Genomic DNA, 19,998 nt, shown 5'->3' on the forward strand with positions numbered 1-19,998 from the left:
TGATGCCGTAGGCGGGCTCGCCCTTCGCGGCGATGGCGGCGACGGTTTGCGCGGCCGCGTCGATGGCGGCGTAGCTCGCCGGATCGAGTTCGAGTTTCACCGTTTCGCGCGCGATCTGGCGCAGTTGCGAGAGGGTTACGTGGCCAGGAGTCAGTTTAATCATCACAGGAAAGTTGTATGGACAAGGTAATGCCAGCGTATCGAATCAAGCTTGTCTATACAAGTTAAATCATCTCCACGTATACCCTCAGGCGATTCGTCTGATACCTGTGTTTAATAGCTTTTTTCTCGCTTTTTTCTCGCGTGCCAGCCATACCCATCAGTGATAACACTGATTGTTGACTATCTGGCCATCACGATATCTTGTATAGACAACTAGCAGAACCTACGCAAGCACGCCGCGCCCTCGCCCGGCACGTGTCATTTCATGGAGGACATCCGCTCATGCTTTTTCAAGGCTTCGGCCCATTACTCCTCGCGGGCACGTGGGAAACCATCAAGCTCGCGGTGCTTTCTCTCGCGGCGGCATTTCTGCTTGGCCTCGCCGGGGCTGCGGCGAAACTCTCGCCCAATCGCACGCTCCAGCGCATCGGCACGACATACACGACGTTGATCCGCGCGGTACCCGATCTTGTCCTGATGTTGCTGCTGTTCTACAGCATCCAGATCTGGCTGAACGACCTGACCGACGTTCTCGGTATGGATCAGATCGACATCGACCCCTTCGTGGCCGGCGTCATTACGCTCGGATTCATTTACGGCGCGTACTTCACCGAGACCTTTCGCGGCGCCTTTCTCGCCGTTCCCCGAGGGCAGATCGAAGCCGGTTTCGCATACGGCATGAGCGCAAGGCGTGTATTCACACGCATCCTTTTTCCACAGATGATGCGCTTCGCGCTGCCGGGCATCGGCAACAACTGGCAGGTCCTCGTGAAAGCAACCGCGCTCGTCTCGATCATCGGTCTTGCCGACGTGGTGAAAGCCGCGCAGGACGCAGGCAAGGCCACGCAGGCGTTCTTCTTCTTTACGCTCGTCACCGGCGCGATTTATCTCGGCATCACCACCGTTTCCAATCTGGCATTGCACCGACTCGAAAAGCGCTATTCGACCGGTGTGCGGAGGGCTGCGCTTTGATCGAACTCCTTCAGCAATACTGGCCGAACTATCTTTACAGTGACGGCTTCAACTACAGCGGCCTCGTCATCACGCTCTGGCTGCTGGTTGTTTCAATCGCACTCGGTTTCCTGCTCGCCGTGCCGCTGGCCATTGCGCGCACGTCGCGCAATCCCTTTGTATCGCGCACGGTCTGGCTCTATACGTACGTGTTTCGCGGCACACCGCTTTATGTCCAGTTGCTGATTATCTACACCGGTATTTACAGCCTGCACTTCGTCCACTCGCATGTATTGCTCGGCGGATTCTTTCGCAGCGCGATGAATTGCACGCTGCTGGCGTTCACGCTGAACGAGTGCGCCTACGCCACCGAGATCTTCGCAGGCGCGATCAAAGACACCGCGTACGGCGAAATCGAAGCGGCGCTTGCCTATGGCATGTCGAAATACAAGCTGTATACGCGCATCATCCTGCCGTCCGCGTTACGTCGCGCGCTGCCGTCGTACAGCAACGAAGTCATCCTGATGCTGCACGCCACGACTCTCGCCTTCACCGCGACGGTGCCGGACATATTGAAAGTGGCGCGCGACGCGAACTCCGCCACTTACATGACGTTCCAGGCATATGGAATCGCGGCTGTGTTGTATGCGGCGATTGTCTTCGCCCTGATATGGGTTTTCCGGCGCACGGAAACACGCATGCTGGCTTACCTGAAACCGCAAGGGCACTGAACCCCGAGCCGCCCTGTTGGAGTGTATTGAGAATGTACAAGCTGATTGTCGATGACTTGCACAAGAAGTTCGGCGAAAACGAAGTATTGAAGGGCGTATCGCTCAAGGCGAAAGCTGGCGACGTGATCAGCCTGATCGGTTCAAGTGGCTCGGGAAAAAGCACGTTCCTGCGTTGCATCAACTTCCTCGAATCGCCCTGCTCCGGCCAGATCACGCTCAACGGCGAGCAGATTCGCACGACGGCCGACCGCAACGGCGGCCTGCGGGTGAGCGATCCGAAACAATTGCAGACGATGCGCACGCGCCTGTCCATGGTGTTTCAGCATTTCAACCTGTGGGCGCACATGACGGTGCTCGAAAACATCATCGAAGCGCCCATTAGCGTGCTGGGTCTGAGCCGCAGCGAGGCGGAAGACCGTGCGCGTAAATATCTGACCAAGGTGGGTCTTTCAAACGGCGTCGAGCACAAGTATCCGTCGCATCTATCCGGCGGCCAGCAACAGCGCGTAGCGATCGCACGCGCGCTGGCGATGGAACCGGAAGTGATGCTGTTCGATGAGCCGACCTCTGCGCTCGATCCCGAACTTGTCGGCGAAGTGCTGAAAGTGATGCAGGCGCTGGCGGAAGAAGGTCGCACCATGATCGTCGTCACCCACGAAATGGGGTTCGCGCGCAATGTGTCGAATCACGTCATCTTCCTGCACCAGGGGAAAATCGAAGAGCAAGGCGATCCGCGCGAGGTGCTGAATACGCCACGCAGCGAGCGGCTGCAACAGTTTCTCGCCGGGCGGCTGAAGTAAGTATCAGCCGATGCGAACGGAGAATTGCGCGGCGGGAACGATAAGCCCAATCATGCCTGGCGCGTGAGGATTGGCACGCGCGCAGACGCCTGGCGAAACTGGCCGAAGCCGAAGCGGATCTCGGCCGCGCCGGGCGTGTAGACCATCCTCGATTCCTGCTCCTTCAGCTCCGCCGGGAGTGCCGGGTGCGCGGATTCGTGAATTTCGCACCTCGGCGCAACCTCGGCCCCGGCTACCCATACTTGCGTATCCGGCCGATGGCAACCTGAGACAGATCGTCAAACAACGTGAAAATCTGATCCTGTCTGCGTCATCAAAAAAATTGCAGAACCTCGTCATTGCGATTTAATAAAGGATCACTAAGATCCCGATCTACCGGTCGCCCGATCGGTACACGCTACGTCGCGCCGATCGTGAAGTTTGTCGCACACATCATCGGCGCACTGATTTCCGCTCCCTCCATTCCAGGCATGCCGACCGAGACGCGAGTCGCAGTGGCATCGCCTACATATTTTTTCGCATACCTTATGACTTCGAATTCGCCCCGACCTCCGCGCAGACGCTTTCTCACCGCAGGAACCGCGATGGCCGCAACGTCCGCCTTGAGTGCGTGCGGCGGCAACGACGTTTCGGCCACGCCTGCGCCTGCTACAGACGCCGCACTTCAGGCACAAATGACCGGCAAGCTGAGCGCGCAACTCGGTGACGCCACAACGGTCAACGCAATTGTTCCGGTCATGATGGACGTCGGCTTCACGTGGTCGCTCCCGTCGATTCCGGCCGCGCAGATTGATTCGATCGTCGCGTACAGCTTCGGCAATCGTCCGAATGCCGCAAGCGGCAACACGTCGAGCACCGGCGGCAACCAGAGCGCGCTGCCCGATCCTGGCCCCACCAACGAAGCGCTGGCCGATTCAGTTCACCGGATCTACCGGTTGAAACCGGTCAAGATCTACGCGCAGTGGGAAATCGCGCGCTTCCTGGTTTCGAAGTACCGGATGGGCACCGACGTGCTGACCTCCATTGAGCCGATCGTCGCAAGCGACGGCACGATCGTGTATCTGAGTACGGTTGGCGTGGCGCTCGAGGCCGTCAAGCGCGCGGGCGGCGCTGCGGCGATGGGCAACGTCGCGGTGGTCGGCCATCGCGATCACGCGAAACGCTGCATCCTGACCTCGCAACAGGCGGGCATGAAGGCATTCGCGGCGAAGGAAGTGCCGCTCCCGGCGGCGTATGACACGCAGTCCGGCCAGCCGTGGACGCGCAGCCGCAGCCTCTATCTCGTGCACGACATGTACGCGCAAATGAACATGCAGTCGATGCTTGCCGCGAGCCGCGCATTTCCGAACGGCTGACGCTATCCGCTTCACACAGAACACGAACGATCATGCAAACTCGCCGCCACTTCCTGGCATCCGCGCCCGCGCTCGTCGCGGCGTGCGCCGTCAGCGCCCCTGGTTACGCCAGCGATATCCCTTTCTCCGATGCCGAGCTGAAGCGTCAGATGCTCGGCAAGCTGACGAACGAACTGAACGATCAAACCGTCGCTGGCACCGAATCCACGTATCTCTTCAACACGTTCTTTTCGTGGACGCCGCCGACCGTCGACGTCGACCGGATCAATACGATCGTCGCGTACAGTTTCGGCAACCGCGCCGCGGCCGGCGGCGCCGCGCCGACGCCTTGCCCCGTGAATGAACAGATCGCCGATGCAGTGTTTCAGCTTCGCCAGAAAATCTCCGCGCCGATCTACGCGCAGCAGGAAGTCGCGAACGTGCTCGCGGCGAAGTACTCGATGACCGCTGGCGTCACGTCGATCGGAACACCCACCGGACCGGGCAGCCTGGACGTCAACGTGCCGACGCCAGACGGCGTCGCTGCCGCGATCGTCAGGCATGCCGGCACGGCTGCTGCACTGGGGAGTGTGGCTGTCGTTACGCACGCGGATCAGGCAGCGCTCGCCATTCAGATGTCGCGTGGAGCTGGAATGAATGCCGCGGCGGCCAACGGACTGACGCTGCCGTTGGCGTATGACGCGTCCGCGCAGCAATCGGCGCTTCGCCGTCGCGATCTCTATCTGCATGGCAACCTGGCCGCGCAGTTGGCGATGCTGCGACTAGCGCTCATTAATCAGCAATACCCAAACGGGTAAGCCCGCATCGCGTTTTCTGCACGAGGGCCCACCAGAAGCCGCGCGCGCGTAGCGAAGCCGCGTGGCTGGCCGAGACGGGCAGTGCATCATCGGACCGGCAATATCAAACTGATAAAGATAATGAATTTCTCCGTTAAATCGCCTGGTCAAGGTGTTTTGGCGAAAATTTCACGAATTCCGGCCGACCCTCAATACTGTCTCCGGCGTGCCGCGCCACCCAACTTTATGGCGCGTGCGCAATCGATATCTCGGTCTTTGTCCATCGGCTTAAACTCGCGCGTCCCACGTTGCAACGTCCTATCGCGGCCACTTTTCGTACGCTTTTACGCATAACGTGTAGCTTCAAGTTAAATGCCTTGGCAGTCCCGTTTGAGCGGGTGTGCGCCAACGGCCGGGAAATCCATGAAAATTCCCTACTTGAGGACCAATGGCGGCGCGGCGATTGGCGCAATCGTCGCCACATCGTGCGGGCTACTGGCAGCCGTCGCGCTGGTCGTCAGCCATGATGTGACGCTCGTGCTGGGCGCTGTTACGCGCGCTGGTTGGAGCATTGCGGCAATCGTGGCGATTCGCGCCGTGATCGTCGTGTTCATCGGCGTTGCATGGGGCCGCGTGGTCCGTCCCCTGTCCCGGCAACGCTACGGCGTGTTCGTGTTGCTTCGCTGGATACGCGAGGCGATCAACGTGCTCCTGCCGGTAGTGTCCGTTGGCGGCGATCTGATTGGCGCGCGGCTCCTGACCTTCTGGGGCGTGGCAGGCGGACTCGCGGGCGCCTCCATCCTGGTCGACCTGCTGGTTCAGGCCTTTGCCCAGTTCCTGTTTACCGTTGCGGGATTCGGGCTCCTCGTGGCGGGCGGCCGCGGAGGTGCGCTGATAGAGTGGTTGTCGACCGGGCTGGCGGTGGCAGCAGCGGCGCTCATCGGCTTCTATCTCGCGCAGCGCTTTTGGCTGTTTGCGCTGATCGAACGCGGCTTGTTGGCGGCGGCGCGCTGGTTGAAGATGTCCTTCGGCGAACTCGGACTTCACGACAACCTGCAGCGCATCCACGCAAACAGGGCAGCGCTGCTGAGCGCCGTCTTCGTCCACCTGACTGCGTGGTTCATCGGCGTAACAGAGATATGGGTCGCCCTCACGTACATGGGCGCCAAGCCGACCCTCACAGAAGCGATGGTGCTGGAAAGCCTCGGTCAGGCCGTGCGCGATGCGGCCTTTCCGGTGCCGGGCGCATATGGCGTACAGGAAGGCGCTTTTCTGCTCCTCGGGCGTATTTACGGATTGCCTCCTGAGATCGCGCTCGCGCTGTCGCTGATCAAGCGGGTGCCCGACGTCGCACTGGGACTGCCGGGGCTGCTGGCCTGGCACCTGCTGGAAACGCGCCGCCTGCTTTCACGGCGCCGCGCAGTACCGGAGGACGAAGCCGCGCGGAATGCTTTCCCGCAATCCCGTTGCTCAGACAACCAGTCGGCTGGCGTTTCGACGGTCGTCCAGTCAATGCCAACCGCCACCCTCCCGGGGCCTCCGGATTTAGCGGACAGGAACGTCAAGCCCGTTAGCTCATGGAACGAATGGGATCCGCTCGAGGAGGTGATCGTCGGACGGATCGACGGGGCGATCATTCCGCCATATCACGTCGGCGTCACCTTCAACGTGCCGAGCGTCACGGCAAGGCTGCATCGTTTCGTCGCCGGCCGGCGCTATCCCCGCTGGATGATCGATCTGGCGCAAAAGGAACTCGACGCGTACGTGCGCATCCTTGAAGCGGAAGGCGTAACCGTGCGTCGGCCTGACGTTATCAACCATCGTGTCCGTTTCGGCACGCCTTCGTGGTTTAGCCACGGCTTCTGCGTGGCCTGTCCGCGCGACAGCTATCTGGTGATCGGCGACGAGATCATCGAGACGCCCCTGTGCTGGCGTTCGCGCCACTTCGAGGGCGATGCCTATGGTGCACTGTTCAAGGAGTATTGTCATCAGGGCGCCCGTTGTACTGCGGCACCACGGCCGCCATTGACCGACGATCCGTTCGACCCGGGCTACCGTATTTCCGGCAAGTACGAGCCATTGCGCTACATCGTCAACGAATTCGAACCGGTATTCGATGCCGCCGATTTCACCCGGTGTGGCCGCGATCTGTTTGTCACGCGCTCCAACGTGACGAACCGGTCCGGCATCGAATGGCTGCGACGTCATCTGGGCGACGGTTTTCGCATTCACGAAATCGAAACCCACTGCCGCCAGCCGATGCACATCAATTCCAGCTTCAATCCATTGTGTCCCGGCAAGGTTCTGGTCAACCCCGATTGCATCGACGTAACCCGACTGCCGCCGATCCTCAAGAGCTGGGATGTGCTGATCGCCCCGCGCCCCGATCCGGTTGCGGGAATCATGGCGAAATTTTCGATGTGCAATTCGTGGACCAGCATCAACACGCTGATGCTGGACGAGAAGCGGGTGATCGTGGATGCGTCCCAGCTATCGCTGATCAAGGCGTTCAAGGATTGGAGATTTGAACCGATCCCGTGCGCTTTCCTGAGTTACAGACCGTTCGGCGGCGCCTTCCATTGCGCGACGCTCGACATTCGCCGTCGCGGGGAACTGCAGTGCTACTTCTGAAGCGTCGATCCGTTCGGGTTGGCGGCCGGTAACACAGCCACCGGGCGAGCGGCGAACAGGTGCATTCAGCGTCGTGCGCGACGCATGCTGCTCGACGTCATCGCGAACCGTTTTAGTTGGCCGTCTTGCGATTTCCGGATCATGGCAATGTTCTTCGAAACTCCAATCCAATCCCATACATGGGGGTGACAATGCAGCAAGAATGCAGATGAAACTATTTGGAAACGAGTCTTGCGGCACCGAAAAATCTTTCATATGATTGGTTATCCTGATGAACCATGTTAGCCTTGTTACATAAATGTTCACGAAAACTTCATTGGCAATCTTCCGAGGTGTTGATGATGGTGGTATGCGCAGCGTAAGTCGGCGCGGGTATACCAAGCTTCAGTGAACCGTTTACGCCATAGCACTGATGGTTCGGTTCGATCTGGCGAGGCAAGGCCAGGCTCCTGGTAACCAGTTGCGCTGGCAGGGCATTGGATACCCTTCCCCGAAGCGATCGTCGCCCATCACCTTGAGTTAAATCACGAGCGCAAGGTATCTCTATAGAGATTTATTTTCGATGTCCTATAGGATTTACGCTCACAAAGCATAATTTTTTATTGATTTTAAATGTTTAATAAATCAAGAAATGCTCTGGCTCGGTATTATCGGTTTTGGCGCGACGCGTGTTGGCCTGCTCAAACTCCGCAGCGTCGCGCACACTTCCGGGAACGTTGTGCCGATGCACCGCGGCAACCCGGTTTCGATGCGCGGTGGAAGAGTCAAATTGACGCGCTTCACTGGAAGTTGCGGATTTCTTCCCCGAACGACACGCAAGCTGGTAAAAAAGCGCGCCGTGCAAGGGTTTTCGCTTCCAGGATTATCCTGTAGCGTTGCGCTACGCCGATGTCGGCCGCTCAGACCACGCGCCTGCCAGGCTCGCGCTGGCCGCGATGCAGCGCCGCAGGATGCCGACAGGCAGCGGGCGCGCGGTGAATCCCGGTCGTGCAATTGCGATACGACGCATGATCGTTGCACCCGTTGCGGGACCGATATCCCGCCACTTAATCACGTTTTCTCAACCTTGAACTGGAGATTGAGCGATGCACCGCACCTTCCGCCAACTCGCTATCGCACTGCCGCTTGCCGCCACCTCGCTTGGTGCTTCGGCTGCCGCCATGATGGTTTCCGACTGCTGGATCCGCTCGATGCCGGGCGAGATGCCCTCAGGCGGCTACTTCAAGCTCATGAACATGAGCGGCAAACCCATTGATCTGGATGGCATCCACACCGAAGCGTTCGGCATGTCCGCGCTGCACCAGACACAAACGACCGGCAGCACCTCGAAAATGGTGCCGATCGAGAAGGTGACGATTGCGGCCAATAGCACGTTCGCCTTCGCGCCAGGCGGCTATCACGCGATGTTCGAGAAGCCGAAGGCGCAGCTCGCGGTCGGCTCGACGGTGCCTGTCACCTTTAAGTTCAGCGACGGCGAAAGGATCGAGGCCAAATGCGCCGTAAAGAGCGCGACCGGCCAGTAAGGCCGCCGTACGGCTGCGAACGCGCGGATCAACGCAGCCCGGCCAACGACTGATCGAGTGGGTCAACCCGAGAAATACGCAGATTAACGGCGGTGCATACGATCCCGGTATGCCGGTGAAGTCGCCGTAGTAAAGCGGTTGACCTTTTTATTCTCCCCTGTCCAATTCCGCAATATGCCGCCGAGGCTTGTGTCGTTTCGCTTACCACCCGTCCCCTCATCGATGTTCAGCGTCATCCTCGGATTGTCCGGCCTCGGACAATCCTGGCGAGTCGCAGAGCATCTTTGGGGAATCAGTGCGCATGTCGGCGAGGACATCCTTGTTGTGGCAACGGTAATTTGGGCGAGTCTCCTGTGCGCATATATCGTCCACGCGATTCGCCGTCCGGATCTGATGCGCGCGGAGTTCGAGCACCCTGTTGCAGGCGGGACACCCGCCCTGGCGGGCATCGCCACCTTCCTGATCAGCCAGGCTGTCACGATCTGGTCGACAGCGTGGGCGTGGGGATTGCTGATTGCCGGCATTTGCTGGCAACTCGCGTTCTCGGCATGGCATACGGGCACGCTATGGCGCGGGGAGCGGCGGGCGGAAGACACGACACCGACGCTTTACCTGCCGACCGTAGCGGGCAGCTTCACCAGCGCCGCAGCGTTCGGCGCATTGAATCAGCCGAGCTGGGCGTGGCTACTCCTCGGCACCGGCGTATTTTCGTGGCTCGCGTTGGAGCCGCTGATAATCCAGCGGCTCTGGAGCGGCCACTCCCTGCCCGTCGCACAACGTTCTCTACTGGGTATTCAGTTCGCACCGCCCGTCGTTTGTGCGGCGGCCATTCTGGTCGTCGCACCCGGTACGCCGCAGGAGTGGTTGCTGATGCTGCTCGGCTACGGACTATTTCAGACGCTGGTGGGACTCAGGCTGAAATCGTGGCTGAAGGAGCAACCGTTTGGGTACGCATGGTGGGCCTTCAGCTTCGGCGTAGTCTCGGGAACCGTGGTTTGCCTCAAGCTCGCCGTTCGTGGCGTGCCTTCCGCGATATCGCTTTCCTGGCCCGTGTTTATCGGCGCGAACCTGTTTATTGGCTATCTCAGCGTGAGAACAGCGTGGCTGGTTGTCAGTGCAACGATTGTGCGTGAACATCCTAGCGTGCTCTAACCACGTGGCTGCGCGTTGCGCAGCCGTTCGATCTGCGCGAAAGCGACCGCGTAAGCGGCAAGCGTCCGTAAAAGAGGTTCAAGCGCTGTCGCGCGGTACGACCGTGTACTCGATCTTGACGGTCCGGGTGCGCGGCTGCCCCTCCTGCTCGATCGCACCGAGCGCGGCCAGCAACGCGTCTCCGGCACGGAGCCCGATTCCATAGGCATCCACGGAAATCGTCGTGATCGTCGGGTAGCTGCACCAGGCGACCTCAAAATCGCCGAAACCGGCCACCGCGATATCGTTCGGCACCGACAAGCCGCGTCGATGACATTCCATGATTGCACCGAAGGCCGACATGTCGCTCACGCACATCACGGCGTCCGTGTCCGGCCATGTTTCGAGCAAGGCACCGAGCGCCGGCGCGCCATGACTCATCGTGACGGGTGATTCGCCAACCCGGATCACCCGCGGCTCGCCAAGACCGAGCGCCTTGACCTCGGCCACATAGCCGCGCATCCGGTCGAGACCGCGCCGGTCGAGTTCGCCCGCGCCGCCGAGAAAACCAATGCGCCGATAACCCTTGTCGTGCAAATAACGCACCATGGCCCGCGCGGCCTTCGAATTGGAAAAGCCCACGCTCATGTCGATCGGATCGCTCGGCAGATCCCACATTTCCACAACAGGGATATCCGCGCGTTTCAGCAAGGTGCGGGTGGCCTCTGTGTGATGTCTTCCGGTGAGCGCGACGCACCTCGGCTGGTAGCGCAACATCGAACGCACCAGCGCTTCCTCCTGCTCGAGCCGGTAGTCGGTATCGCCCAGCAGCAGTTGCAGACCATAAGGCGCAATCGCCGCGCTCAGGCCGCGCACAGTATCGGAAAAATTGGAGCTGGCGAGCGACGGCACCAGCACTGCGACGAAATCGGACCGCCCCGAAGACAACGCACCTGCCGCCGCATCGGCCACGTAGCCGAGTTCGTCGATTACTTTCTGGACCCGCTCGCGCGTGGCTTGCGATACGTTGCCGCCCGCGAGCACGCGGGAGACAGTCATTTTCGACACCCCGGCGAGCCGGGCGACATCCGACATGCGAGGCGGTGCAGAAAGCGGGTGATCCGGCGAAGCGCCCATGAACAAAAGCCGTGAGGTCAGTAAGCCCCTATCATACCGGGCGGCCCGGCGCGCCGGCGCGCTCGCGGTTAAGCGCGTGCTTCACCCGAGCACCGCAGTGCATACCGCCTGCGTTTGCCCCTTCACGGGCGAGCGGAACGTAAACAACCCGCCCGCCGATGGCTGCTCGCTCAGTTGCGCCTGCGAGAGGCCCTTGCGGGCCGTCGTGGCGTATACGGTGCACAGGTCATCGCCGCCGAACGCAAGCTTGGTGACGTTGGAGCACGGAAACGCGATTTGATCCACCAGCACGCCAGCCGGAGAATATCGTTCGATGCGTGCGCCACCAAATAGCGCAATCCACACGTAGCCTTGTGCGTCCACGGCCATGCCGTCGGGATATCCGGTGCCCGAGATTGCCGTGAACGTGCGTTTGCCGCTTAGCGTTCCATCGCTTGCGACATCGAACGCGTACACGACCCGCTTCACGGTATCGCCGTGGTAGAGCGTGCTGCCGTCCGGGCTCATCGCAGGGCCATTGGTAATTACATAGCCGCTGTCCCGCTGCACGATTTCGCCGCTGTCGCCCACCATGTACAACGCGCCGCTGGGATCGACCTCGGCATCGTCCATCGTGCCGAACCACAGGCGTCCGCGCGCATCGGCATAGCCATCATTGATGCGGTTGCCCTGAAATTCGCTCTCCACGTGCTTGAGCAACTCGAATTCGCCGGTTGAAGGCGTGAACCGGTGAAGGCCGCCTTGAACGCCGCACACAAACGTATCGTCCGCGTACGGCAGGACAAAACCGGTCTGCGCCGGTGCGTCCCACGTACGGGTCTCGCCGGTTGCAGCCGAGAAGCGATGCAGCTTGCGCTTCTTGATATCGACGAAGTACACGGCGCCTTCGCTGGCACGCCAAATAGGCCCTTCGCCCAGTGCGGCCGCAACGGGCCATACGCAAACAGGTGTCATCGAATTCATCCGCCGTACCAGCCCGCATCGACAAAGTAATCGCGCCCCGAGCAGCGGGCCGCGTCGTCGGAAGCAAGGAACAAAGCCATGCGCGCCACGTGCTCCGGATCGATACGCTCGCGCAGGCATTGATCCGAGACAATCTTCGCTTCGCTCTCCGGCGACTGCCAGAGCTTCATCTGGCGCGGCGTGCGCACGGCACCGGGAATGATGCAGTTCACGCGAATGCCGTGCACACCGAGATCGCGCGCGAGCCCGCGCGTGAGTCCTTCGATGCCCGCCTTCGCGGTCATGTAAATGCTCAGGTTGGCCGTCGCCAGATGCCAGGAGATCGAACCCAGATTCAGGATCACGCCGCGCCCAAGCTTGCGCATGCCATCCGCAACTGCTTGCGCGCAGAAAAACTGATGCCGCAGGTTCACTTCCATGCGCCCGTCCCAGTAGGCGGCGCTCACATCACCCACTTCATTGCGGTCGTCGTTGGCGGCATTGTTGATCAGCACCTCGACCGGCGTGCCGCTCGCGGCGATGTCCGCGAACGTGGCGTTGAGCGCGTCAATGTCGCGCAGATCGCAGCGGCGAAACAAGGGGGGATGCTGCGCGCCGCGGAGCTTTTCCTGTAGCGCGAGCGAGTCGTGCTCCGCCACGTCCAGAAAGAACACGCGCGCACCTTGCGCGGCGAACGCCTCGACCATGGCGGCGCCTATGCCGCTGCCACCGCCCGTGATTACGACGGTTTTGTCCACGAGGCTCGGATAGATTGCGTACGACATCAGATAGTCCAGATTTCCAGATCGTTACGAGTTTCAGCTTGCCAGCGCCTTCGTGCATCGCACGACGCGGCGCGCGAAAGCACTGGCATTTTCCTTTCAGTTTTCGAGGACTTCGACTTCACTGACCATGCGCCAGTTACACTCGAGCGTGCGGGTTTCGCGGCCGGCAACGGTGAGCGTCTCGCTCAAATGGATGTCCCGGCTCGAGCTGCCGATCATCAGATCGAAGTCGCCTGGTTCGACGATGCGCTCGCCTCTTCCATCGGTGAAATTGAGCATGTCCACCGGAATGCGCACGCGTACGCGCGCCGAAGCGTTCGAAGCGACCGGAATTCGCGCAAACGCCTTCAATTCGCGCACGGGACGTGATGACGAGGCAAGCTTGTCGCGCACGTAGATCTGCACGACCTCTTCGCCATCGCGCGCACCCACGTTGTTCACGGTGAAGCTGAATTCAAACGTGCCGTCTTCGATCGCGGCTTGCCGCGACGAGAGTTCGAGCCCGCCATACTGGAATTGCGTATAGCTCAGGCCGAAACCAAACGGATAGCGCGACCCGAAGTGATACGCCACAGGTGTGCCGGAACTCTTGAGGCGGTGATTGTAGGTATAGGGCACGGCACCGGCGCTCTTCGGCACCGAAAGTGGGAGACGTCCACTGAAATTCGCCTTGCCGGTAAGCAGTTGCGCAAGCGCTTCGCCACCCTGCTCGCCGGGTGCGAACACCATGATCTGCGCGGCCACCCGATCTTCGAGACCGCCGAGATTGTAGGGACGGCCACCGGTCATCACCACGACCGTCGGCGTGCCGCTGTCGACCACGGCGGCGAGCAGCGCCTGCTGAACGCCGGGCAGCGTGAGGCTATCGGTATCCGAGCCCTCACCCACCGTGCCGGACTGGAAGAGTCCGGCCAGATCGCCGACGAACACGATGGCAACCTCCGCCTGCGCGGCCGCGGCCACCGCTGCGGAAATGTCCGCCGTATCGCGGCTGATCAGTTCGTCGACCTTGTCGGCAGACATGTCCTCCAATGCGACATCGCCCGGAAACACCGGCGCTCCTGCGCGCCGTTCCTCGATGATGTGGCAACCGCGTGCATGAATCACCCGGTCTTGCCCGAGCAAATCGCGTAATGCCTGCAATGGCGTAGTCATCGCCAGATGCGACTGCTCACCGCTATTGATCAGATGCACCGGGAAGCTATAGCCCGCGAGGAGCGCCAGTGGATCGTCGGCGGTCGGTCCGATCACGGCGACCCTCGCGGCACTATCGAGCTTCAGGGGAAGCACGCCGTCGTTGCGAAGCAGAACAGCGGATTGCAGCGCCACCTCGTGAGCCGCAGCGGTCGCTTCGGCTCCACGCAGGTTCACACGTTCGGGGTCGGCGTAGGGATGTTCGAACAAGCCGAGGTCGAATTTCGTACGTAGCACGCGAGCAACGGCCGTATTAATGGTGGCCTCGCTGACTTCGTCGCGTGCAAGCGCTTCTCGCAGATGCAACGCGCACTCGTGCCCCGGCAATTCGACATCGAGACCCGCGTTGAACGCGAGCGCGGCCGCTGCAGCCGCGTCGTGCGCCACACCGTGGTGACTGTAAAGCAGATTGACCCCGGCATAATCGGCCACGATCAGACCGTCGAAACCCCATTTCTCGCGCAACACGCCTTCGAGCAGCTCGCGGTTCGCGTGGCACGGCACGCCGTCGATATCGTGATAGGCCGGCATGATCGAACCGGCATGCGCGAGTTTGACCGCCATTTCGAACGGCAGCATGAAGGTGTCGTTGAGTTCTCGCGGACCGACATGCACCGGCGCATGATTGCGCGCGCCTTCACTGGCTGAGTGCGCAACAAAGTGCTTGAGCGTAGCGAGCAGATCGCGCCGCTCACCCTGAAGCCCGTTCACATAGTGGCAGGCCATCACACCCACCAGGTAGGGATCTTCGCCAAACGTTTCTTCGGTGCGCCCCCAGCGCGGGTCGCGCGAGACGTCCAGCACCGGGGCGAGACCCTGATGGCAGCCGATAGAGCGTGCCTGCTCCCCGATAATCTTGCCGACGCGGCCGATCAGCTCGGCATTCCACGTCGCCGCATAGTTCAACGGCGAGGGAAACAGCGTGGCGTCCTTCGTCATCAGCCCCACGAGGCATTCCTCGTGCGCCATCGCCGGAATGCCGAGGCGCGTGTTTTCCACCACCTGCCGCTGCAATGCATTGAGCGCTCGCACGCCTTCCTTTGGTTCGACGATATGTGTACCGAGCGGGCGCGTCACCTGTCCGACACCGTGACGCAGAAGCTGTTCGATCGGGACCCCCGCGTCGCGCTGCGCGAAATCTTCGGAACGCGGCTGGTGATTTCCATCTGCCGAAAGCTTCAGCCACACAGCGTGAAGCTGTGCGATTTTTTCATCGATCGACATGCGCGACATCAGATCGGCAACACGCGCATCGGTCGAAGCGGCGGGGTCCCGATAGAGCGGAATTTCGCTCGTGTGCTCAAGCGACATCAAAAGGACTCCTTTAGATTGAATCAATCGTGCAATCGGCTTTGTTTAGACAAAATGATTTCTGTTGCGCTGGCTCGCGCAATCAGTGCAGGCGTCGCATTGCGAAGTCGCGATCGTCAAAAACGTGGCAGGCATTCGCGGGCACCGCGAGCCTGACCTGCTCGCCTCGCGCGAGGCGGCTATCGCCCGCGAGCTTGGCGATCAGCATCGCGTGCGTGCGATGACCGCCTTCCACGTGCACGTAACTGTGCTCGCCCATGTGCTCGACCAGGCGCACCGTGCACTGGATCGACTGGGCACCGCGTTCGTCGCCCGCAAGCGTCATGTGTTCCGGACGCACGCCAACCGTGACGGTCATGCCCGGGGCAGTACCTCGGCCATCGACATCGGCGCGAATAATTTCACCCGTCGTGAGTTCGATTTCGATGCCGCTCTCATCGACAGCGTTCACGACGCCCGGCAAGAAGTTCATTTTCGGCGAACCGATGAAGCCCGCGACAAACCGGCTCGCAGGCCGGTGATAGAGGTCGAGCGGTGCGCCGATCTGCGCGATGCTGCCATTGCGGGTCATGTCGGTACCGGCCCGCAGCAACACGATCTTGTCGGCGAGCGCCATGGCTTCGATCTGGTCGTGCGTGACATACACCGCGCTCGCGCCGCCGAATTCGCGATGCAGCCGCGCAATCTCGGTGCGCGTCTGCACGCGCAGCGCGGCGTCGAGGTTCGACAACGGCTCATCGAAAAGAAACACGCCGGGTTCGCGCACGATCGCACGGCCAATCGCAACACGCTGGCGCTGGCCGCCGGACAACGCGGCCGGCCGTCGTTCGAGCAGCTGTTCCAGTTGCAGGGCCTCGGCTGCGCGGCGCACCTTCTTGTCGATCGTGACTTTATCCACTTTGGCCTGGCGCAGGCCGAATGCCATGTTCTCGAACACGCTCATATGCGGATACAGCGCGTAGTTCTGGAACACCATCGCAACCTTGCGCTTCGCAGGCTCGACTTCGTTCATCCGTTGTCCGTCGATACGCAACTCACCGTCGGTGATCGATTCGAGACCGGCAATCATGCGCAACAGCGTGGACTTGCCGCAACCCGACGGCCCGAGGAAGACGCAAAACTCGTTCTTGCCGACTTCGAGATTGACGTCGCGGATCACCGGGTGACCGTTCGCGTAGGACTTTTGTACGTTAGAGAGAGAAATGCTTGCCATATCGTTTTATGCGAAGTTCGGTGTGCCGGTCACGCGTGCCGGCACGATGCCAGGCGATGTGCGATGCGGTTAGCCCTTGAATTCAGCCCTTGAATCAAGCCTTTGAAATCAACCCTTGAGCGAGCCGGCCATCATCCCCTTGATCACGCGCTCCTGACCGAATGCGTACGCAACGATCAGCGGCAGCGACGTGAGCGTGAGAACGGACAGCATCGAGGGTATGTTCGATGCGTACTGCCCTTGAAAGTCCCAGATCGCGAGCGGCAGCGTGCGGTGCTCGGACGTCGACGTGAGGATGTACGCGAAGATGAACTCATTCCAGAGACCAATGCCGTTAAAGATCGCAACCGTGGCGAGCCCCGGTCCCGAGAGCGGGAAGAACACGCGCCAGAAAATGCGAAACGGGCTGCAGCCGTCCAGTTGCGCGGCTTCTTCAAGCTCGCGCGGAATCTGGCGCATGAATTCGGTCAAGATGAAGATCGACACCGGCAGACTGAGCGCCACATAGGGGCCGAACAGCGCAAACGGCGTGTCGTAAAGACCGAGGTTGCGCGTGAGCAGATAGATTGGCACAAGCGTTGCGTGCAGCGGCACGATCATGCCGGCAACCACGAGTGCAAACAGCGTTTTGTTCAGCGTAAAGCGCAAGCGTGCAAACACGTAGGCCGCCATCGCACTGATCAGGACGATCAGCAGCACCGACACGCCCACCACGAATACGCTGTTACGGAAATACGTGAAGAACGGCCCTTGCAGCACAGCCGCATAGTTGCCGAAATACAGATGTTGCGGCGGCGCCCAAACGGGCGTCGAGAAAGTCTCTTCCTGGCTCTTGAAACTTGACGCGACCATGAAAATAAACGGCAGCGTCGTGACGGCCAGCCAGATCAGCGCAAGGAGGGGAATTCCCACCCGGGGGAACCGACGTTTCTTGTTCATGGTTCAAACCTCGGTTGCATAACGGCGGGTGAAGCGCAGCGATACCGCGGCCACCGTGCAGACGATGAGGAACATCGCCGAGCCGATGGTGCTGCCGTAGCCGAGCTGGAACGAACTAAAGACCGTGCGGTACATGTAGGTGGCCATCAACTCGGACGAGCCTTCGGGGCCGCCGCCGGTCATGACGTAGACGAGATCGAAGTAACGCAGCGATCCGAGCACGGACAAGAGGACAGCCGTACGCACCGTGCCTTGCAGATGCGGCAGCTTGATGCGCCAGAAAATGGTCCACTCGGACGCGCCGTCGAGGAGAGCGGCCTCGTTGACCTCGGCCGGCATCGACGAAAGCCCGGCGAGGAACAGAATCATGTAAAAAGGCGCGTTCTGCCAGATGATCACGGCGATGGTCGAACCCAGCGACAAATGCGGGTCGCCCAGCCAGTCCTTCGCGAGGCTGTCGAGTCCGAAAGCCTGCAGCGCGGCATTGAGCGGGCCGAAGTTCGGATCGTAGACGTTCTTGAACAGCACGCCTATCGCCACGCTCGACATGAGCAGTGGCAGAAAGTAGAGAATCTTGAGCACGCGCGAGCCACGGCCGGCCTTTTCCAGCAGCACGGCGAGTGCGAGCGCGACGGGAAGCTGAATGACGATGGATGTGACAGCAAGAATCACGTTGTTCACGAGCGAATGCCAGAACACCGTGTCGTGCGCGAGATGCACCCAGTTTGAGAGCCCGACAAAACGAGCCGTGTTGCCGAGGCCGTTCCAGTCGAGCAGCGACAGCCGCAAACTCGAAACGAGCGGATAAAGCAGGAATACGGCCAGCAAAAAGAGTGCGGGCGCAAGAAACACGACCGTGACGAGCGCTTGCGATGAAAAGCGCAGCCGGCGTTCAGGTGTAGCGGAAAGTGCGATGTTCACGAGCTTTTATGCCGGTCGGCACCACGCGGCGCCGCCGGACTTTCCTCCAGGGCCAGAAATTAACCACCCTTCTTCGAAGCGGCTTCCATTTGTTCTGCGGCAGCCTCAGGCGTCAGAGACAGACCGAACAGCTGCTGCACGGTGTCCTTGTGCAGTTCGCCAAGCGCGGGCGGCAGGGCCTGGTCATACCAAAGCTGCACGCTCGGTGCCGCGGCGAGCTGAGTCTGCAGACGCTGCAGGAACGGATCGTCGATCTTGACCTTGTTGACCGGCGGAACCTTGTGGTCGCCCACGCGATCCTGCATCGCCTGATCGTCGGTCAGGGCCTGAATCAACTTGAATGCTGCGTCCGGTAACTTGCACTCGGTCGAGATGCTCAGAAAGCCATCGCCGACGGTGCCGATCAGATCGCGCGGATCACCCTTGCCGCCCGGCAGGCTTGGGAACGGGAAGAAATCCAGGTCCTTCGAGAACGCCGGATCTTCGTTCGCGATCGTCGAAGCTTCCCAGGCGCCCATCAGTTCCATGGCGGCCTTGCCCGAGTACAGCAGACGGCGCGAAGCACCCGAGTCGTAGTCCAGACCATTGATGCCCGGCGCAAACGCGCCAGCCTTCACGAGTTCCTGAATACGCTTGCCGGCTTCGATGAATGCCGGATCTTCGAAGCCCTTGCCCTTGCCCGCGAGCGCGTCCTTCACGACTTGCGGACCACCGATGCGGTCGACGAGATACATGTAGTACATCGAACCCGTCCACTTGTTCTTGTTTGCAAGCGAGAACGCCGCAACGTTATGCGACTTCAGCACATTGACGACGTGCATCAGTTCGTCCCACGTTTTCGGCGGCGTGATGCCGTACTTCCTGAAGACTTCCTTGTTGTAGAAGATCACGGCGGCCGCTGCGTTTTCGGCTGCAACGCCGTAGGTCTTGCCGTCGAACGTCGTGACATCCCACGACGCCTTCATGAAGCGGTCGCGATATGCCGGGTCTTTTTTCAGGTACGGCGTGAGGTCAACGATCTGACCGGATTTCACGTACTCGTGCAGGCCGCCGCCGCCCCAGTTCTCGAACACACATGGCGGCTGATTCGCACCGAATGCAACCTTCAGCTTCGTCTTGTAGGCCTCGTTCAGAACGTGCGAGTTCTCGACCTTGTAACCGGGGTCCGCCTTCTCGAAGCGATCCGACGCGTCGCGAATGATCTTGCTCGACGACGTATTGGTCTGCTGGTCCCACGTCGTGATGACTTTCGCGTCTTGCGCGTAAGCACCGGCCGATGCGGCGGCCAGCATTGAGCAAACCAGCGCCACTGCCCCTGCTACCGGCCGCGCCTTCGAAAGAACCGCATATGCCATCGATACGTCTCCTCTCATGAAGTTATTGGCACTACGTTAGCCTTAACGTTACGGGATGTTAGTAAAGCCGATCTTCTAACGCTATCGGGGTTAACGTGATCCGCATCCGGCAACCCGGGCACATCGCCGCCGATTGGCTAA

The 19,998-nt window shown here is 60.7% G+C and carries 17 protein-coding genes; 8 read left to right on the forward strand and 9 right to left on the reverse strand.

The window, feature by feature from the left end; all coding sequences use genetic code 11:
- Positions 1 to 163 (reverse strand): aromatic amino acid lyase (locus Q0L30_RS01350; protein WP_367277754.1); only part of this gene is annotated, 163 nt, incomplete at its 3' end.
- Between the two features lie 281 nt (positions 164 to 444).
- Here Q0L30_RS01350 and Q0L30_RS01355 point away from each other — a divergent pair.
- The 8 genes from Q0L30_RS01355 (at position 445) to Q0L30_RS01390 (ending at position 10,081) form a co-directional block, all read left to right on the forward strand.
- A complete protein-coding gene (locus Q0L30_RS01355; RefSeq protein ID WP_296650166.1) occupies positions 445 to 1,134 on the forward strand; it encodes an ABC transporter permease in 690 nt (229 codons plus the stop codon).
- Complete coding sequence (locus Q0L30_RS01360) at positions 1,131 to 1,844, forward strand: ABC transporter permease (RefSeq protein ID WP_296650168.1); 714 nt, start codon at positions 1,131 to 1,133, stop codon at positions 1,842 to 1,844. The genes Q0L30_RS01355 and Q0L30_RS01360 overlap by 4 nt, the downstream gene beginning before the upstream one ends.
- 32 nt (positions 1,845 to 1,876) lie before the next feature.
- Entirely contained in the window at positions 1,877 to 2,644 is a 768-nt protein-coding gene (locus tag Q0L30_RS01365; protein ID WP_296650171.1) for an ABC transporter ATP-binding protein, read from the forward strand.
- A gap of 527 nt (positions 2,645 to 3,171) precedes the next feature.
- Positions 3,172 to 3,999, forward strand: a complete 828-nt coding sequence (locus Q0L30_RS01370) for a hypothetical protein (RefSeq protein ID WP_296650173.1) — start codon at positions 3,172 to 3,174, stop codon at positions 3,997 to 3,999.
- Positions 4,000 to 4,031: 32 nt separating this feature from the next.
- Positions 4,032 to 4,796 carry a Tat pathway signal protein gene (locus tag Q0L30_RS01375; RefSeq protein ID WP_296650176.1) on the forward strand — a complete coding sequence of 255 codons (765 nt, stop codon included), beginning with the start codon at positions 4,032 to 4,034 and terminating at the stop codon, positions 4,794 to 4,796.
- Positions 4,797 to 5,198: 402 nt separating this feature from the next.
- A complete protein-coding gene (locus Q0L30_RS01380) occupies positions 5,199 to 7,406 on the forward strand; it encodes a lysylphosphatidylglycerol synthase domain-containing protein (protein ID WP_296650180.1) in 2,208 nt (735 codons plus the stop codon).
- A 1,085-nt stretch (positions 7,407 to 8,491) separates the two neighbouring features.
- Positions 8,492 to 8,929, forward strand: coding sequence for a copper chaperone PCu(A)C (locus Q0L30_RS01385; protein ID WP_296650182.1), 438 nt, complete (start codon positions 8,492 to 8,494; stop codon positions 8,927 to 8,929).
- A 222-nt stretch (positions 8,930 to 9,151) separates the two neighbouring features.
- Positions 9,152 to 10,081 (forward strand): dicarboxylate transporter/tellurite-resistance protein TehA, encoded by a 930-nt coding sequence (locus Q0L30_RS01390; protein ID WP_296650184.1) that lies wholly within the window; start codon positions 9,152 to 9,154, stop codon positions 10,079 to 10,081.
- Between the two features lie 78 nt (positions 10,082 to 10,159).
- On the opposite strand, the gene Q0L30_RS01395 is transcribed toward Q0L30_RS01390, so the two are convergent.
- The 8 genes from Q0L30_RS01395 to Q0L30_RS01430 form a co-directional block, all read right to left on the reverse strand.
- Positions 10,160 to 11,155, reverse strand: coding sequence for a LacI family DNA-binding transcriptional regulator (locus Q0L30_RS01395; protein ID WP_296650186.1), 996 nt, complete (start codon positions 11,153 to 11,155; stop codon positions 10,160 to 10,162).
- 123 nt (positions 11,156 to 11,278) lie between these two features.
- Positions 11,279 to 12,160 carry an SMP-30/gluconolactonase/LRE family protein gene (locus Q0L30_RS01400; RefSeq protein WP_296650189.1) on the reverse strand — a complete coding sequence of 294 codons (882 nt, stop codon included), beginning with the start codon at positions 12,158 to 12,160 and terminating at the stop codon, positions 11,279 to 11,281.
- The gene (locus Q0L30_RS01405) at positions 12,157 to 12,924 is read right to left on the reverse strand and encodes an SDR family NAD(P)-dependent oxidoreductase (protein WP_296650191.1); all 768 of its coding nucleotides are present in this window, start codon (positions 12,922 to 12,924) and stop codon (positions 12,157 to 12,159) included. The genes Q0L30_RS01400 and Q0L30_RS01405 overlap by 4 nt, the downstream gene beginning before the upstream one ends.
- 96 nt (positions 12,925 to 13,020) lie before the next feature.
- On the reverse strand, positions 13,021 to 15,429 hold the full coding sequence (locus tag Q0L30_RS01410; RefSeq protein WP_296650194.1) for a glycoside hydrolase family 3 N-terminal domain-containing protein: 2,409 nt from the start codon (positions 15,427 to 15,429) through the stop codon (positions 13,021 to 13,023).
- Between the two features lie 82 nt (positions 15,430 to 15,511).
- Entirely contained in the window at positions 15,512 to 16,642 is a 1,131-nt protein-coding gene (locus tag Q0L30_RS01415; RefSeq protein WP_296650196.1) for an ABC transporter ATP-binding protein, read from the reverse strand.
- A gap of 108 nt (positions 16,643 to 16,750) precedes the next feature.
- Entirely contained in the window at positions 16,751 to 17,581 is an 831-nt protein-coding gene (locus tag Q0L30_RS01420; protein WP_296650199.1) for a carbohydrate ABC transporter permease, read from the reverse strand.
- 3 nt (positions 17,582 to 17,584) lie between these two features.
- Positions 17,585 to 18,502 carry a carbohydrate ABC transporter permease gene (locus Q0L30_RS01425; RefSeq protein WP_296650201.1) on the reverse strand — a complete coding sequence of 306 codons (918 nt, stop codon included), beginning with the start codon at positions 18,500 to 18,502 and terminating at the stop codon, positions 17,585 to 17,587.
- 59 nt (positions 18,503 to 18,561) lie between these two features.
- Positions 18,562 to 19,857, reverse strand: coding sequence for an extracellular solute-binding protein (locus Q0L30_RS01430; protein WP_296650204.1), 1,296 nt, complete (start codon positions 19,855 to 19,857; stop codon positions 18,562 to 18,564).
- Positions 19,858 to 19,998: the final 141 nt, after the last annotated feature.

This window comes from Paraburkholderia sp., assembly GCF_024281035.1.
GTDB lineage: Bacteria > Pseudomonadota > Gammaproteobacteria > Burkholderiales > Burkholderiaceae > Paraburkholderia.